Annotated in this window: 14 protein-coding genes and 1 tRNA gene; 6 read left to right on the forward strand and 9 right to left on the reverse strand. The window is 55.8% G+C overall.

The features are described 5' to 3' along the window. Positions 1-75 precede the first annotated feature (75 nt). The 3 genes from P1U45_RS09005 to P1U45_RS09015 all read left to right on the forward strand — a co-directional run bounded on the left by P1U45_RS09005 (position 76) and on the right by P1U45_RS09015 (position 3,349). Entirely contained in the window at positions 76-798 is a 723-nt protein-coding gene (locus P1U45_RS09005; RefSeq protein WP_301058762.1) for a YoaK family protein, read from the forward strand. A 224-nt stretch (positions 799-1,022) separates the two neighbouring features. Beyond that, positions 1,023-2,873, forward strand: a complete 1,851-nt coding sequence (ilvD, locus tag P1U45_RS09010) for a dihydroxy-acid dehydratase (protein ID WP_301058763.1) — start codon at positions 1,023-1,025, stop codon at positions 2,871-2,873. A gap of 5 nt (positions 2,874-2,878) precedes the next feature. After that, positions 2,879-3,349: an OsmC family protein gene (locus tag P1U45_RS09015; protein ID WP_301058764.1), complete on the forward strand. Its 471-nt coding sequence runs from the start codon at positions 2,879-2,881 to the stop codon at positions 3,347-3,349. A 378-nt stretch (positions 3,350-3,727) separates the two neighbouring features. Here P1U45_RS09015 and P1U45_RS09020 read toward each other — a convergent pair. The 5 genes from P1U45_RS09020 to P1U45_RS09040 all read right to left on the reverse strand — a co-directional run bounded on the left by P1U45_RS09020 (position 3,728) and on the right by P1U45_RS09040 (position 5,736). After that, a tRNA-Pro gene (locus tag P1U45_RS09020) sits at positions 3,728-3,804 on the reverse strand. Positions 3,805-3,905: 101 nt separating this feature from the next. After that, the gene (locus P1U45_RS09025) at positions 3,906-4,424 is read right to left on the reverse strand and encodes a hypothetical protein (protein WP_301058765.1); all 519 of its coding nucleotides are present in this window, start codon (positions 4,422-4,424) and stop codon (positions 3,906-3,908) included. Further along, on the reverse strand, positions 4,425-4,874 hold the full coding sequence (locus tag P1U45_RS09030; RefSeq protein ID WP_301058766.1) for a hypothetical protein: 450 nt from the start codon (positions 4,872-4,874) through the stop codon (positions 4,425-4,427). Beyond that, positions 4,871-5,296, reverse strand: a complete 426-nt coding sequence (locus tag P1U45_RS09035) for a hypothetical protein (RefSeq protein WP_301058767.1) — start codon at positions 5,294-5,296, stop codon at positions 4,871-4,873. Before P1U45_RS09035 ends, P1U45_RS09030 begins: the two co-directional genes overlap by 4 nt. After that, positions 5,293-5,736 (reverse strand): hypothetical protein, encoded by a 444-nt coding sequence (locus P1U45_RS09040; RefSeq protein ID WP_301058768.1) that lies wholly within the window; start codon positions 5,734-5,736, stop codon positions 5,293-5,295. Before P1U45_RS09040 ends, P1U45_RS09035 begins: the two co-directional genes overlap by 4 nt. Before the next feature lie 246 nt (positions 5,737-5,982). Between P1U45_RS09040 and P1U45_RS09045 the strand changes: the two genes are divergently transcribed. Continuing rightward, a complete protein-coding gene (locus tag P1U45_RS09045) occupies positions 5,983-6,378 on the forward strand; it encodes a hypothetical protein (RefSeq protein ID WP_301058769.1) in 396 nt (131 codons plus the stop codon). Between the two features lies 1 nt (position 6,379). Further along, a complete protein-coding gene (locus P1U45_RS09050; protein ID WP_301058770.1) occupies positions 6,380-6,547 on the forward strand; it encodes a hypothetical protein in 168 nt (55 codons plus the stop codon). 70 nt (positions 6,548-6,617) lie between these two features. Here the strand turns inward: P1U45_RS09050 and P1U45_RS09055 are convergent, their stop codons facing one another. Further along, positions 6,618-7,838, reverse strand: a complete 1,221-nt coding sequence (locus tag P1U45_RS09055) for an NADP-dependent isocitrate dehydrogenase (RefSeq protein ID WP_293609800.1) — start codon at positions 7,836-7,838, stop codon at positions 6,618-6,620. Positions 7,839-8,032: 194 nt separating this feature from the next. Here P1U45_RS09055 and P1U45_RS09060 point away from each other — a divergent pair, with 194 nt between their 5' ends. Then, positions 8,033-9,004, forward strand: a complete 972-nt coding sequence (locus tag P1U45_RS09060) for a putative zinc-binding metallopeptidase (RefSeq protein ID WP_301058771.1) — start codon at positions 8,033-8,035, stop codon at positions 9,002-9,004. Between the two features lie 2 nt (positions 9,005-9,006). Here the strand turns inward: P1U45_RS09060 and P1U45_RS09065 are convergent, their stop codons facing one another. The 3 genes from P1U45_RS09065 to P1U45_RS09075 form a co-directional block, all read right to left on the reverse strand. Then, complete coding sequence (locus P1U45_RS09065) at positions 9,007-10,017, reverse strand: M28 family peptidase (protein ID WP_301058772.1); 1,011 nt, start codon at positions 10,015-10,017, stop codon at positions 9,007-9,009. Between the two features lie 36 nt (positions 10,018-10,053). After that, positions 10,054-12,030 (reverse strand): PBP1A family penicillin-binding protein, encoded by a 1,977-nt coding sequence (locus P1U45_RS09070; RefSeq protein WP_301058773.1) that lies wholly within the window; start codon positions 12,028-12,030, stop codon positions 10,054-10,056. Between the two features lie 258 nt (positions 12,031-12,288). Next, a complete protein-coding gene (locus P1U45_RS09075; RefSeq protein ID WP_301058774.1) occupies positions 12,289-14,934 on the reverse strand; it encodes an AAA family ATPase in 2,646 nt (881 codons plus the stop codon). Between the last annotated feature and the right edge of the window lie 107 nt (positions 14,935-15,041).

Genomic DNA, 15,041 nt, shown 5'->3' on the forward strand with positions numbered 1-15,041 from the left:
GGGGAGGCGTGCGCGGCGTGGTTGGTGTTTGAAAGGCGGGAATAATGGTATGCGTTTTAAGCAATGCAGAGACTGGTGCCCGTATCCATATTTAAACTCGCCGAAAGGCGACGAACGCCAGCCAAAAACTGGCAACTCGGACTGCTGCTCGCGTTTATCGCCGGTTACATCAATGCGGGCGGGTTCTTCCTCGTCGGACGCTACACGTCTCATATGACGGGTATTCTCTCCGCCGTAGCAGATGATGCGGCGCTTGGGCTGGCGCTGCCTGCTGCCGCACTGTTCGGGCTCATCATCTGTTTCATCGCGGGGGCCGCCTTTACGACGCTGCTCGTGCTTCAGGCGCGCAGGCGTAGATTAGCCTCGCAATATAGCCTCCCTTTGCTGATTGAGGCCTGCCTTCTGGTGATGATCGTTCTGTTGAGCGGCGTATTCAGCGATAGCGTCGCTCTGGTACCTTTTATTGCAGGCATGCTCTGCTTACTGATGGGGCTGCAAAACGCGTTGATCACGAAAGCCTCTACAGCCGTTGTGCGGACCACACATGTGACGGGCCTCTCTACCGATCTTGGTATCGAGATCGGTCGCTGGCTTGCAGACAGGGCCCGGCGCGCAGATCTTGTTCGTATGGTGCTCTATCTCAGCGTATTCATTGCGTTTCTCGTGGGTGGAATTTGCGGCGCGCTGATTATTCAGGGCTGGGCGGCTGGCGGACTATTGCCCGTGGCGGGGCTGCTTCTCCTTCTTGGAGTTATGCCCGCTATGGCTGACTTCAGAGCTGTATTAGGTGCCCGTTGAGCCTGATCGAGGCGCATCTCTACCGGAATAAAATCCTTTAGAGGGGTGCATTCGTCGATTTTTCCACCAACTCATCGCTTGTTGAAGTGTATACGAGCAAAAAATGACCTCAATCGGCGCGAATTACTTGCGTCTATTCTTGCGAGCTTTGGTTTCGCCTGATAGGGCAGAGGGTGTCCGTTGCGTGCCTGAGCCGCCGGACGTTCAGCCGAAAGAGTAAGACTATGCCGAATTATCGTTCACGTACTTCCACACATGGCCGCAACATGGCGGGCGCTCGTGGTCTATGGCGCGCGACAGGTATGAAAGACGGTGATTTCGGTAAGCCGATTATTGCGGTGGTGAACTCTTTCACCCAGTTCGTGCCGGGCCATGTCCATTTGAAAGACCTCGGTCAAATGGTTGCGCGCGAGATCGAAGCGGCGGGCGGCGTTGCCAAAGAATTCAATACGATTGCAGTCGATGACGGTATCGCGATGGGCCATGACGGCATGCTCTATTCGCTGCCATCGCGTGAGCTGATCGCGGACAGCGTCGAGTATATGGTCAATGCGCACTGCGCGGACGCGATGGTCTGTATCTCTAACTGCGATAAGATCACGCCGGGTATGCTGATGGCTGCAATGCGCCTCAATATTCCGGCTGTGTTTGTTTCCGGTGGCCCGATGGAAGCCGGTAAGGTTGTCAAAGACGGCAAAGAGATCGCGCTCGACCTCGTTGATGCGATGGTTGCTGCCGCTGACGAGAATGTCTCCGACGAAGATGTGCAGGCGATTGAACGCTCGGCTTGCCCGACATGCGGTTCTTGCTCCGGCATGTTCACAGCGAACTCCATGAACTGTCTCACAGAGGCGCTGGGCCTATCACTGCCGGGCAATGGCTCGACGCTCGCAACCCACGCCGACCGTAAGCGTCTCTTCCTCGAAGCAGGCCGTCTGATCGTCGATAATTGTAAGCGTTATTACGAACAGGATGATGAGAGCGTTCTGCCACGCTCTATCGCGAGCTTTGAGGCGTTTGAGAACGCGATGAGCCTCGACATTGCGATGGGCGGTTCAACGAATACCGTGCTTCACCTTCTCGCATCTGCGATTGAGGGGGAAATCGATTTCACCATGGATGATATCGACCGGCTCTCTCGCAAAGTGCCGTGCCTGTGTAAGGTCGCGCCTGCTAAAGACGACGTCCATATGGAAGACGTACACCGCGCAGGCGGCATCATGTCTATCCTCGGTGAGCTGGATCGCGCAGGACTTCTGCACCGCAATCTGCCGACGGTTCACGCGCCAACGATTGGCGATGCCATCGACCAGTGGGATATCACCATCTCGACGTCGAACACTGCACGCGAGCTTTACTCTGCTGCGCCGGGCGGCGTGCCGACGCAAACAGCCTTCAGCCAGGCAAGCCGTTGGGAAAGCCTCGACATTGACCGTGAGAACGGCGTCATTCGCTCAAAAGAGCATGCCTTTAGTCAGGATGGCGGCCTTGCGGTCCTCTCCGGCAATCTGGCGATTGATGGCTGTATCGTGAAGACGGCAGGCGTTGACGATTCCATCCTGAAATTCTCCGGTCCTGCGAAGGTCTATGAAAGTCAGGATGATGCCGTTTCCGCTATCCTTACCGGTAAAGTGGTTGAGGGCGACGTGGTCGTCATTCGCTATGAAGGTCCACGTGGCGGCCCGGGCATGCAGGAAATGCTCTATCCGACCAGTTATCTGAAATCCAAAGGTCTCGGCAAAGCCTGCGCACTGATCACCGATGGTCGCTTCTCTGGCGGTACGTCGGGGCTCTCTATCGGCCACGTCTCTCCGGAAGCTGCTGAGGGGGGCACGATTGCGCTGGTACAGAATGGCGACATGATCGACATTGATATTCCGAGCCGCACAATTTCTCTACGTCTTTCGGAAACTGAGCTTGCCGCGCGCCGTGAAATTCAGGCACAGCGTGGCGACGCTGCATATAGCCCTGAGAAGCCGCGTAAGCGGAATGTCTCTCAGGCGCTGAAAGCCTATGCCGCCTTCACAACATCCGCCGCACGCGGCGCTGTTCGAGACCTGAACCAGAAGAGATAAACGCTATGTCCCGCGCCCATGATTTCACCTCCCGCATCGTATGGACAGGTAATCGGGGCAGTGGGACGAGCAGCTATAAGGCGTATGACCGGACCTGGGACATTGCAGTTCCGGGCAAGCCGGTCGTGTCCTGTTCCAATGATCCTATGCTTGGCGGCGATCCATCGCTGATGAACCCGGAAGATTTGCTGATTTCAGCGCTCTCGGCCTGTCATATGCTCTGGTATCTTCATCTGGCGTCAACGGCCGGGCTGACCGTGCTCGGCTATGAGGATAATCCGGTTGGCCATGGCGAGTCAGAGCCGGATGGCACGGGTCGCTTCATCGGCGCGACGCTGCGGCCGACGATCATGCTGAAGACGGGTGACGATCAGGGCGCCGCAGACGCAATACACAGCGAGATCCACAAATATTGCTTCCTCGCGCGGTCAGTGAATTTCCCAGTAAAGCATGAGGCTGTTTACGCCTTCGCCTGAGGACTTTTGTTCTTTGGGAGGGGGTACAGCCAGACGTCACGCTCAAAACTTGAAAACAAGCTCCCCGAAGGAGGGGGGGAAGGGACGGGGGAACTTACGCGACGCCTGACTGATGGGTGTACATCAATGGAGCAGTAACGAGGGGGGACGGGTAACTGCTCCTGATGCGAAGCGTGCTTAAACACAAAACTCCCAAATAATGCAACCGAAAAATGCGTTAAAATGCAAATTGAGGGCAGGAATTTTCAAGTGTTCTGAAAATGAAGAAATTTTTTATGCTTAAAAAGAAGTAATCTTGATACATAAACGCATTCAACTGTTGAAGTTGCGTGCGACGTAAGTCTTACGGTTGAGTGGTTTTTATTTTGAAGGGAAAAATGGTCGGAGTGGAGAGATTCGAACTCCCGACCCTCTGGTCCCAAACCAGATGCGCTACCAGACTGCGCTACACTCCGACTGAGCGGCGCTTTTTACGCCTTTTGCTGCAGGAATCAAGTGGGCTTCTGCGGATTTTGAAGCCTTTTTTTCACTCAACCAGTCTGAACCGGTTTTACGGCTAGAGATCGTCGGGGATTTCGCCCGAATTTTCGGGCGTTCTGCTGGCTCCGGGCCGTGAAATATGCGGGCCTGCAAACGGGTCTTCAGCGCTTACACAACCGGCTGTCATTCGGCGTGTGTTCCAGTGCTCGAACTGGCCCGGAACGAAAGGCGTTTCGCAGCCGTAGAAGTCGGCGCGAAATAATCCGCCCAGTTCTGCAAGATCATTATTCAGGGTTTCCTGACTGAGTCCTTCGCCGGGTGCCAATTCTGTATTGCGACACATATCCCAATCGGGGCCGGCATCAGAGAAGAAGCAATATTGTAGATTGATGGGGGTATCGCAGGTGTTCTCATAGGTTGGATCGCCATCACGCGGCCCGATGCAGTGGTTTACGTCAGCGAGGCGTTCAGGCTCTGTCAGGCGGGTCGACACATATCCGATTACGCCGAGCACGAGGACGGCCGCGACAGGAAAGAGCCAGCGAGGGCCCGGCTTCTTATCTGATTGGTTTTCGCGGGTAGATTGGTCAGCCACTTACTGATCCTCATCGCCATCAGGCTGACGGCAGCCTTCACGGAATAGGGCGCTGTTGTGATTTGTCACCACCATATCGGGCATGTAGGGCGCCTCACAGGCCCACACATCGCGGTCGCGGAAGTCTTCTCCCATCTCTCGCCGTGTTGGATAATAAGTCTCAGAGCCTACACCAGGTGCCAGACGCTCGGTGCGGCAAACATCATTCTCCTCGCCGGAAATGGCACGCACGCAGTAACGCAGATTGATTTCTGTTTCACACGTGTTGATGAAGAACTGACCATCCGCGGGTTCGCCTATGCACTCATTCACAAGCGCATAACGGTGTGGCCTTGTCTGTTCCCCCAGAAAACCGTTGAGGACAAAGATTGAAGCCGCGAGCGCAACGAAAGCCAGAACGCCCAGTAGAGGGTTGAGCTTTGTTTTGCCTGTCTTGGTGTCATTGCTCATGAGGCGGCTTTCGTTTCGGTTTTATAGCATTCCAGCGGAGGTAATGAATTATTCTCTATAGGAGCAGGGGCATAAGGCACGCGGCAGGCATTGACCGAAAAGCCTGCATATTCGCTCAGGCTGTTGTGAAGGATGCTTGCGTCTACGGTTTCGTCTTCAGACAGAATGGCCGTCTCACAGCGCCATTCATAAGTTCCGTTGTCGTGGTTCTGGAAACAGTAGCGAAACTCAACATCGAAGCTGCAGGTGTTTTCATAGTGCCACTCGCCGTTGCTGCTCATGCAAAGCGGGACGCGAGCTACAGATTGCGGTGCAATCGCCCAGCCGACCGTGTTGGGCATCAGAATGTATCCAACCATGGTGAGGAACCCGACGCCAAACACGACGGCAAAAATCAGGTTCACCTGTCCTTCGCGTATCATTGGTCATCCTGATCAAGCCGGCAGGCATCTATGTCGACATGGCGGTCGGTGTAGGACTGAATCCGTACTGGCAGATAGGGGGCCTCACAGGCGTATTCGTGAACGCCATCGGCGTTGGCGGCGCGGTATTCATCGAACAGGGAATGGCTGGCTTCGTTTGGTGCCAGAGCAATGGTTTCGCAGTTCTGCAGTCCGGTGCCGGGAGTGGTGGTGAAGCAATAGCGAAAATTGATCTCTGCGTCGCAGGTGTTGGTATAGGAGAGGCCTTCGTCTGACAGTTCCAGGCAATCTGGCGCGCGTGCTGCCATAGCCGGATCAAAACGACCCTGCAGGAAGCGGCCACCAATTACGACGGCGATCAGAAGGACTATGACGATCACACCGCGTCTAAAGCGCGATTGTGTGCGTTTAGCAGTTTCCGGAACTTGTCCCAATTTCATCCCCCATAGCGTTCGCTGATGTGTCCCGGGACCAGAATGGATTGGGAAATCAGCCAGTATAGAGGTTACAGAGAAATTTGAGGCGTTACGCCCCCGGTTCAGGGGAGCTGAAATAGCTTTCCGCTTTTGGATGAATGTGGCGACGTCGAACATTCATCTGAAAATCACATCGAAAATCATTATTTTTGATATTTTATTTATGGATAGATCGTGCCGACATCAGTGTGACCTTTAAGGGAGAGCACTATGAGACATTCGATAACCCGTGATACGCAGCAAGCCGGATATGATTACGATGATCGTGACACGACTTTTGAGCGTCCGACAAAACCTCAGCGAAAGTCGAAACCCGCACTTTCGCCTGAACAAGAGCCAGTTCGTTTGACATTGGTTGGCACGATTGATTTCAAGCGGCTTGCGCATGCTATTTCGGACTATACGAGTTGGTTGCCCTTCGAAATCGCAGCCTCTCATAGCGGTGTCACCGAGCCGGATAAGCAGGACATGGTCGCACTGAGCTTTCGCTATACCGGACCTGCAGCAGACCGGGAGCATATGGAGGCAAATCTGCGATCCTTGTTCGACCAACACTTTAACCTTGTGACTGAGTCGAACGCGCCCTCAGAAGTTAAAGGAGACTGATGTGAGCTGGATTTCTGACATTCTTGAGGAAGTCATCGATGCGTTCACTGAACGGAAAGAGCGTCGCCATGCAGAAGTTGCAGACGTTGACGAGCGCCGCCGCGAGGACCGCGACAAGGGTCATCGCAGGAAACGCAAGGATCACGACCTGTTCGATTTTGGTGGCTGACGAAGATGCGTGTCACAAAAAAAAGCCCGCCAGTGAGGCGGGCTTTTCTAATGCTGTAATCTGTTCAGACTTACTGAGCAGCCATCGCTTTTTCGAAGTTGTCACCAACGCGGTTGATGAACTCTTCTGTTGTCAGCCAGCCCTGATCCGGACCGATGAGAAGCGCGAGGTCTTTCGTCATGTCGCCAGCTTCAACTGTCTTGATGATGGTTTCTTCAAGCAGCTTCGCGAAGTTTGAAACTTCTGGCGTACCGTCCATACGGCCACGGTGTGTGAGGCCTTGTGTCCACGCGAACATAGACGCGATGGAGTTTGTAGACGTTGCTTCGCCTTTCTGGTGGTTACGGTAGTGACGTGTCACTGTACCGTGAGCCGCTTCAGCTTCGACAGTCTTGCCATCTGGCGTCATCAGAACGGATGTCATCAGGCCGAGGGAACCATAACCCTGAGCAACCGTGTCAGACTGAACGTCGCCGTCATAGTTCTTACAAGCCCAGACATAGCCGCCAGACCATTTCATGGCTGCAGCAACCATGTCGTCGATCAGGCGGTGCTCGTATGTGCCACCGAATTCTTTGAACTGCTCTTCGAACTCGTTCTCGTAAACTTCCTGGAACAGGTCTTTGAAGCGACCATCATATTTTTTCATGATGGTGTTCTTCGTAGACAGGTAAACCGGCCATTTGCGCTGAAGGCCATAGTTGAAGCTCGCACGCGCAAAGTCGCGGATTGAGTCATCAAGGTTATACATGCCCATCGCGATACCGGAGGACGGGAAGTCGAAGATCTCGTGAGTTGTTGGCTCTGAACCATCTTCCGGTTGGAAGGTCATGGTGAGCTTGCCTTTGCCCGGGATCAGCATGTCTGTCGCGCGGTACTGGTCACCAAATGCGTGACGGCCGATTACGACAGGCTTGGTCCAGCCAGGAACGAGACGTGGAACGTTAGAAATTACGATCGGCTCACGGAATACAACGCCGCCGAGAATGTTACGGATCGTGCCATTCGGAGAGCGATACATGCGCTTGAGGTCAAACTCTTCAACGCGCGCTTCGTCCGGAGTAATCGTCGCACACTTAACAGCAACGCCATACTTTTTCGTTGCGTTCGCAGCGTCGACAGTGATCTGGTCATCTGTAGCATCACGTGCTTCGATGCCGAGGTCGAAGTATTTCAGGTCAACGTCCAGGTAAGGGTGGATCAGACGGTCTTTGATCATCTTCCAGATGATGCGTGTCATCTCATCGCCGTCCATTTCGACGATCGGGTTTACGACCTTGATCTTAGCCATATGCAGCCTCTTTCATTTGCCAGAATCTGCGCTGGCTATAGCAGGTCAGGGGCGTAGGTCAAAAGAAAGAAACGAACACAGACCGCGACTTTAGCCGTGTTCGCGCGTTTTTGAAGTTTTTCGGCCCTTTAAAGCAACCTGTACATCGTTCGCGAGTTGACGGCATAGAAGAATTGGGAGGCCTCCTTCAGAACATGAAAATCTTCACTTGTGGTGCGTGTCAGACACCCGTTTTCTTTTCCAATCTCAATTGCACCTGTGGCGCGCCGCTTTTCTATGATCCCGACAAGGATGTGATGCTGAACAGGGCTCAGCCCTGTCAGAACCGGCAGCCCATTTCCTGCAACTGGAAGGCAGAAAGCGATACGGGGTTTTGCAGGTCATGTCAGATGACAGAGACTATCCCGGACACATTCCATGGCGACAATGTCGCGCTCTGGCGTGTGTCGGAACAGTCCAAACGTTGGGTGTTGTCTAACCTCATGCGCTGGGGATGGTTCACCGCGAAGGATAACGGGCCGTGGCCGACCTTCAAAATGCTGGCCGAGCAAACCTCCAGAGGCGAAACACCTGTCACTATGGGCCATGCGAACGGCCTGATTACAATCAATGTGACCGAAGGTGATCCGGTTGTGCGGGAATTTCGCCGCGATGAACTGGATGAGCGCCTGCGCACCATGACAGCGCATTTCCGGCACGAGATTGCACACTTCCTGTTTCTGCGCTTGCAACCGCAACAAGGCTTTTCGGAAAGCTTTCGCGCGCTGTTCGGAGATGAGAGCGCTGACTATGGCGCCGCGCTGGACCGGCATTATCAAAACGGCGCGCCTGCAGATTTTCAGTCACGCTTCGTCACGCGGTATGCCAGCTCGCATCCGCACGAGGATTGGGCTGAAACCTGCGCACACGTGATGCATCTGACCGATATCGTCGATAGCGCATCAGCTGCAGAGCTCCGTCACAACAGACGGCCGCGTTCCGGCTATGACGCGTATAATGAGACGAAGAGTGAAAAGCTGCTGGATCAGGCTTTCAAGTTCGGCACAGGGCTCAACCACATTGTGCGGTCCATGGGGATGCAGGACATCTATCCGTTCGTGATCTCGCCCAAAGTGAAAGAGAAGCTGATCTTCGCGCATCGTCATCTGGCGACAGGTGCGCGATAGCTTTAGTCTTCTGTCGGCGCGTCCAGCGCTGGCAGGCCGAGTAGCTCTTCCAGCTGATCGTCCAGAGCTTTGGCAACCATGATGGCCGTGTCGACGTTTCGCAGGAATGTGTCCTGATCAATGTTTTCAAAGTCGTCTGTCGGCTGGTGATAATCGGGGTGATCTTCGACGCCGAGGTAGAGGTGCGGGATTTGGTTGCGATAGAAGACCGCATGGTCTGACTGTGTGGTCCAGTCATCCTGCGCTTCGTCAGAACCGTCATAACCGGAGCGCAGATCAATCGGCGCCTCCGCAGCAACTTCTTCGATAAGCGGCAGAAGGGCGGGCATGTGATGCGCGCCTGAAGCCCAGAGCTGGCCATTGTCTGCGCGGGCGAGCATGTCGAAGTTCAGATTGAACGCCAGAGTGTCTACCGGCAGGGGCGGGTCAGCAAGGAAGCCGCGTGCGCCGGACAAGCCGTGTTCTTCACCATCTGGGAACACGAACAGGAATGTGTGCTTTGGCTGGTTGCGTGACCGTGAAAGGTGCTGGGCAAGCGCCAGCGCGGTAGCGACGCCAGAGGCATTGTCGTCCGCGCCATTGTAAATCTCACCGTCACGGATGCCCACATGGTCATAGTGCGCTGTGATGACGATAATCCGGTCAGAGCCTGCGCTGCCCTGCACGGCGCCAATGAGGTTTACACCTTCGAGCGGCGGGCGCTCTTCTGCGGCTTCTTCCTGATTGCGCGGAATGATCGGCACGCTGAACGGGTGCTCATAGCCTGCGCCAATGCTCAGCATTTCCATCGCGCTCATGCGGGCGGTGATCATCTCACGTGCACGGGCCGCGCCCGGCGTTCCGATTTCGCGGCCTTCAAGCTCGTCCTCTGACAGACCTTTCAGAATGCCAATCACCGGGCCGGGGCTGAAATACTCGGCGTCATAGCTTTCATGGCCACCGCGGCTGGCGAGCATGGACATGCTGATAAGCGCTGCAACAACAGCCAGAATGATGATGAATGCTCTCAGCATGAAGAAATCCCCGAATGCGCGCTAGGGCGTTATGAACTACTGGGTGCCGCCCTGTGAACTGATAGAAGCAACACGTGTCGGCGCTGCCGCCCGGAAGGCGTCGCCCAGTTCACTATAAAAGTCCACTCGCGCGAGTTGTGCATCGGACAGGTTGTCGCTGCGGCCAACGCCGGGGATTTCGGATGGCTCGTAGTTTTCCAGAATTTCGGTCATCATTGCGCCCCAGGTCTGGGCCGGAAGCGAACCGCCTGTCACGCGCTCCATAGGCTCGTTCTCATCATTTCCGAGCCAGACGCCTGCAACAACGTCATTGGTGAAGCCGATAAACCATGCATCGCGCCAGTTCTGGGAGGTGCCAGTTTTGCCGGCAACATTCCAGCCTTCAATACGCGCGCGGCCACCTGAGCCTTCTGTGACAACAAGACCAAGCATCTCGTTCATGTCTTCCACCACGCTTTGCTGCAACACGCGGGCAGGCGGATAGGCGGTGCGTTCATAGATGACTTCGCCGCGTGTATTCTCCACCCGCTCGATCAGATACGGGTCGAGGCGCTCGCCGCCGCGCGCAAAAGCGCCATAGGCGCGAACAAGGTCAAACAGGGTCGTTTCGTCAGACCCAAGCGCAATCGAAGGATAAGCCTGTAAATCCGTACCGAGGCCAAGGCGGTGAGCCATTTCGACCACGCGCTCAGGGCCGACCTCCATCGTGATCTGCGCAGCAATCGTATTCACCGAATTGGCCAGCGCGTCACGCAGACGTATCGGGCCATAATACTGGCCGGTATAGTTCCGCGGCGACCAGTTTGGCGCAATCTCGCGGCGTTCGTCCACGCGCACCGAATAAGGGCGCAACCCTGCTTCCATAGCCGCAGCATAGACGAACGGTTTGAAGCTGGAGCCCGGTTGTCGCATGGCTTGCGTTGCTCGGTTAAACTGGCTCTCGCGGTAATCCATGCCGCCAACCATCGCCAGAATGCGTCCGTCTGTGCCCATGACAATCGCCGAGCCGTTACGGGCGCCGCGCGCATTGCCTTCGGTTTCAATCGTTTCCCGGAGCGCGTCATATGCTGCCTGCTGCGTGGCAACATCAAGCGTGATGGTGACTACGGCGTCGCGCGGAACTTCCGGCAGCAGCTGTTCCAGCTCGTCGCGTACATAGTCTGCAACATGTTCCAGCAGTGGGTTGTCGCCTTGCTCCGCTACAAACGAAATCGGTGTGTCTGCGGCACGCTGGGCATCTTCCAGCGAGACATAGCCCTCATTGACCATCTGGCTGAGAATGTATCGCTGGCGTTCGCGCGCATCTTCAAGGCCCGGGTCGGCAATCATGCGCGACGGCGCCTTTGGCAGTGCGGCAAGGAAGGTCGCCTCGGCGAGGGTCAGGTCCTGTACATCCTTGCCGAAATAGACATCGGCAGCCGCATCAATGCCATAGGCGCGATTGCCGAGATAAATCCGGTTCAGGTATAGCGAGAGGATCTCGCTTTTGCTCATGCGTGCTTCAAGCTGCATGGCAAGGCGGACTTCCTGTGCTTTGCGGCGAAGCGTCTGTTCGGGTGTGAGGACGAGGTTCTTGATCACCTGCTGGGTCAGCGTAGAGCCACCCTGCACAGTGTAGCCGGCGCGCCAGTTGGCAAATCCTGCGCGGAAAATCGCCATGACGTCTGCGCCGCCATGATCATAGAAGCGGCGATCCTCGGCAGCGATAAAGGCCTGAACGACAAACTCCGGCAGGGCGTCGGGATCGACGGCCTGACCGTAAAGCGGTCCGCGTTGAAGCAGGCGGTTTCCATCCGTATCGACAAGGTCGATCGACAGCTCGCGATTGACGGCCCAGAGCTCGTCATTCGAGGGCAGAACCGGAAGGTCATTGAACAAATAACGCCAGAGCATGAAGCCGGACACGGCGAGGGCGATCAACGTTGTCAGCACGAACGCAAAGAACGTCGCACGACGACGGCGCAAGCGCGTCTTTCGTGCGCTTTCAATGTCGGCGCGGTACGTCGTCGTCATCTGTGTCCCACCAGCCCCTGCAGCTGTCCTGTTTGGTGCCCAGTTAAACCAGGACCATGCTTTATTGGGCCAGCTTAAAAGCAGGGCTTTAAGATTTCTTGTCTCGTTCAACGTTAATCTGTCCGCCAGCGGGATAAAACTTCAATACCTTACGCGTGAGGCGCGAAACGGTGCCGAAGCTAACTCACATTTTGTGGCAGGATAACGACATGGCCGGTGAACCGTGCATGAAACTTTGTTCACGTAAGTCCGGCGCAGTTACGGCTTCCCGTCCGGTTCTTCGATCAACCAGGGTTCGCTCTGAACACGCAGAATGGCCGCCATCCGGTTCGGCGCGCTGAGCTTTCCGAGAACGGATGAGACGTGGTGCTCAATGGTCCGCTGGGACCGGCTGAGCTTGTCGGCAATGTCTTTATTGGCCAGTCCTTCGCAGATTAGCTTCAGAACTGATTGCTCTTTCGCAGTCAGACCCAGAGGGTGGCTGCGCGCTGCTTTATACGGGCCGCGCTTTTGAGAAGCGGTCTCCAGCTTCACGCCGGCCTGATCAGCCATTTTGTGCAGCTTCCTCAGCGCAGGCTGGGCCTTCATGGATTCAAGAAGCTCTGTCGCCTTCTGAAAGCTATCCTGCTGTCTGGCGCGCATCAGGTTGAATGCGGTTTCAAACGGCAGGCCGAGCGCTTCCCATCTTTCTGCAGCAGCCAGATAGTCGCCATTCAGTTCCAGAATGAAGGGTTCTGGCAGGTCATTGATTCTGTCTTGCGGGGGAGTGAGGCCCAGACGGTCTGCCCAGACCGACCGCATACCAATATTCCATGGATGGCGATCATTGCTGGAAAGCTCTAACAGGCGCGACATATGCTCGGCAGCCTGTTCGGGGAAATCGCTCATGCAGGCCCATTCGATGAGGGCAAGGCGTGCCGGAACAATATGCTGTAATTCATCGGTGGCGATCGCGTCTGCCAGCGCTTTCTTCAAAAGCGTCTCTGACTCAGCATCTCCGCGCCGCATGCGGGCGGTCGCCAGAACCTGTTGCGCTGGCAGGCAGGAAAGCAGGCTGTGCTCTTCCAGCGATACGATCCCTTCGGCAATGGTAATGGCATCATTGAGACGTCCCTGATCCAGCCTCAGCTGGGCCAGGCGGCCTGACAAATACCGTGTCCACGCGTCCAGATCGTGTTCCGTATCGAAGGCGAGGCCTTCCTGAAGAATGCGCTCGGCAAGGTCGAAGTTTCGAAACTCGACGGCATATTCGCCCATATTGTTGTAAGCGCGCGCGGCGTGCTCGTGATGGCCATGCGTGAGCGCTAGTGCGAGACTTTCCTTCAAATGCTCGAGCCCGTCCGGATTGCTCCGGAACACCTTGGCGGTTCCCAGATTATTGAGTGCGTGCATGCGCACTTCTATGTCTGGATTTTCGGCTTCGATGCAGAGCGCCGTTTCCGCCCATTGAACCGCCTCATCCATCTTGTCGTTCAGCATATGAAGCTGGGATCGCACCGAATAGGCCATGGCGCGTTCGGAGGATGCGGGAATGGCTTCAAGAACACGAATGGCCTGATCGGCATAGCGCGTGGCTTCACCGCTTTCCGCGCGATACCAGTGCAGACGCGAGAGTTGTTGAAGGTTGTGGCCTACTTTGTCCGGACGTTTAATCGCACGCCAGAGCGTGATGGCATGGCGCCGCGCATCGAGCACCTCATCCTCGAAATGGTCGGCGAGCGCGGATTCATATGCCCAGCTTTCATACAACTCCGCTGCAAGTTCCGGTTCGGCTTCATTTACGTATTTGAGCGCGGTTGCATAGTGCGCTGCTGCTTCATGGTGAGAGCCTGCGGCTGCGGCTGCGCGCGCGGCCTTGGGAGCAAATTCAAGCACCTTGTCACTATCGAGCGCACCTGCAGCATGGTGCACAACCTGATCTAGCGGAATTCGATCAGCTCGCTTCATCAGCGTTTTCAGACATTCAGCATGATAGCTGCGTCGTTTGGCAGGCGAAATTCGGTCGAAGGTCGCCAGCCGTGTGAGCTCGTGACGGAAGCGCACCGTGACACCGTCTTCGACCAGGAAGCCGGCATTCACGCAGTTCGAGATAAGATCGAATGACTCCTGCCCGAGCAGAGCTTCAAGAAACCGGTGTGTGGGCGCCCGGGGAAGAACGCTGATCCGTTCCAGCAATTCGCGTTCAAGTGGCGCAAGCAAGGCGAGACGCAGTGCGACGGCATCTTTCACCGAGGCCGGTACAAACCCGGTCGGCTTGTTGGAGGCCAGCATTTCCGTGACATAAAACGGATTGCCGTTCGTGATGGCGAAAAGCTGGTTCCCCGTATAGCCGCGACTTTCGGCGAGTCTTGATACGGCATGGGCTGACAGGGTCTGGAGGGGAAGGCGGCGCGTACAATGCCCCGGCAGGTCGCCCAGCAGCTGGGTGAGAGGATGCTCGAGGCCGACCTCGTCATCGCGGAAGGTCAGAATGAGCATGACCGGAAGCGTGCTGATCCGGCGGGACAGAAATTTCAGAAGGTCCAGCGTTGCATAGTCCGCCCAGTGCAGGTCTTCGAAAATCAGAACGCTCGCGTCATGGGTTTCCAGTGCATGGAGAATAGCGGCGTACAGGCCGGTCTGGCCCGCGTCTGAATTCAGCGCTTTTACAACGTTCTCGCCGAGCGCTTCGCCCATGTCGTGTACAGGGCCCAGTGTGCGGGGGGTAAATAGAGCTTCGCAATTACCAGAGCACCAGCGCAGCTCCGGATACGTCGAAAGCGTTGACACACGGAACGCAGACAGAAGGGTCGACTTGCCAATGCCCGCTTCACCGGAAAGCAGGGCAATCTGGCCATGTCCCGCGCGCGCGGTCTCAACGGCTTTGAGCAGCGTTTGCAGCTCTTCTTCGCGTTCGACTAGCACTCGTTTGAAGCCCCCCTTTCAATCGCCTGACAGGCGAGTTGCGGTCCAGTTGTTGATATTTCAACTGAGATTTGCAGCAGAGTCTACGAAAAATAGGTATGCTTACC

This window comes from Ponticaulis sp., from assembly GCF_029210165.1.
Taxonomy (GTDB): domain Bacteria; phylum Pseudomonadota; class Alphaproteobacteria; order Caulobacterales; family Hyphomonadaceae; genus Ponticaulis.

Coding starts and splice junctions, on each gene's coding strand:
- ilvD (WP_301058763.1), top strand. CDS start 1,023: ATGCCGAATTATCGTTCACGTACTTCCACACATGGCCGCAACATGGCG.
- P1U45_RS09015 (WP_301058764.1), top strand. CDS start 2,879: ATGTCCCGCGCCCATGATTTCACCTCCCGCATCGTATGGACAGGTAAT.
- P1U45_RS09030 (WP_301058766.1), bottom strand. CDS start 4,874: ATGAGCAATGACACCAAGACAGGCAAAACAAAGCTCAACCCTCTACTG.
- P1U45_RS09035 (WP_301058767.1), bottom strand. CDS start 5,296: ATGATACGCGAAGGACAGGTGAACCTGATTTTTGCCGTCGTGTTTGGC.
- P1U45_RS09040 (WP_301058768.1), bottom strand. CDS start 5,736: ATGAAATTGGGACAAGTTCCGGAAACTGCTAAACGCACACAATCGCGC.
- P1U45_RS09045 (WP_301058769.1), top strand. CDS start 5,983: ATGAGACATTCGATAACCCGTGATACGCAGCAAGCCGGATATGATTAC.
- P1U45_RS09055 (WP_293609800.1), bottom strand. CDS start 7,838: ATGGCTAAGATCAAGGTCGTAAACCCGATCGTCGAAATGGACGGCGAT.
- P1U45_RS09060 (WP_301058771.1), top strand. CDS start 8,033: ATGAAAATCTTCACTTGTGGTGCGTGTCAGACACCCGTTTTCTTTTCC.
- P1U45_RS09065 (WP_301058772.1), bottom strand. CDS start 10,017: ATGCTGAGAGCATTCATCATCATTCTGGCTGTTGTTGCAGCGCTTATC.
- P1U45_RS09070 (WP_301058773.1), bottom strand. CDS start 12,030: ATGACGACGACGTACCGCGCCGACATTGAAAGCGCACGAAAGACGCGC.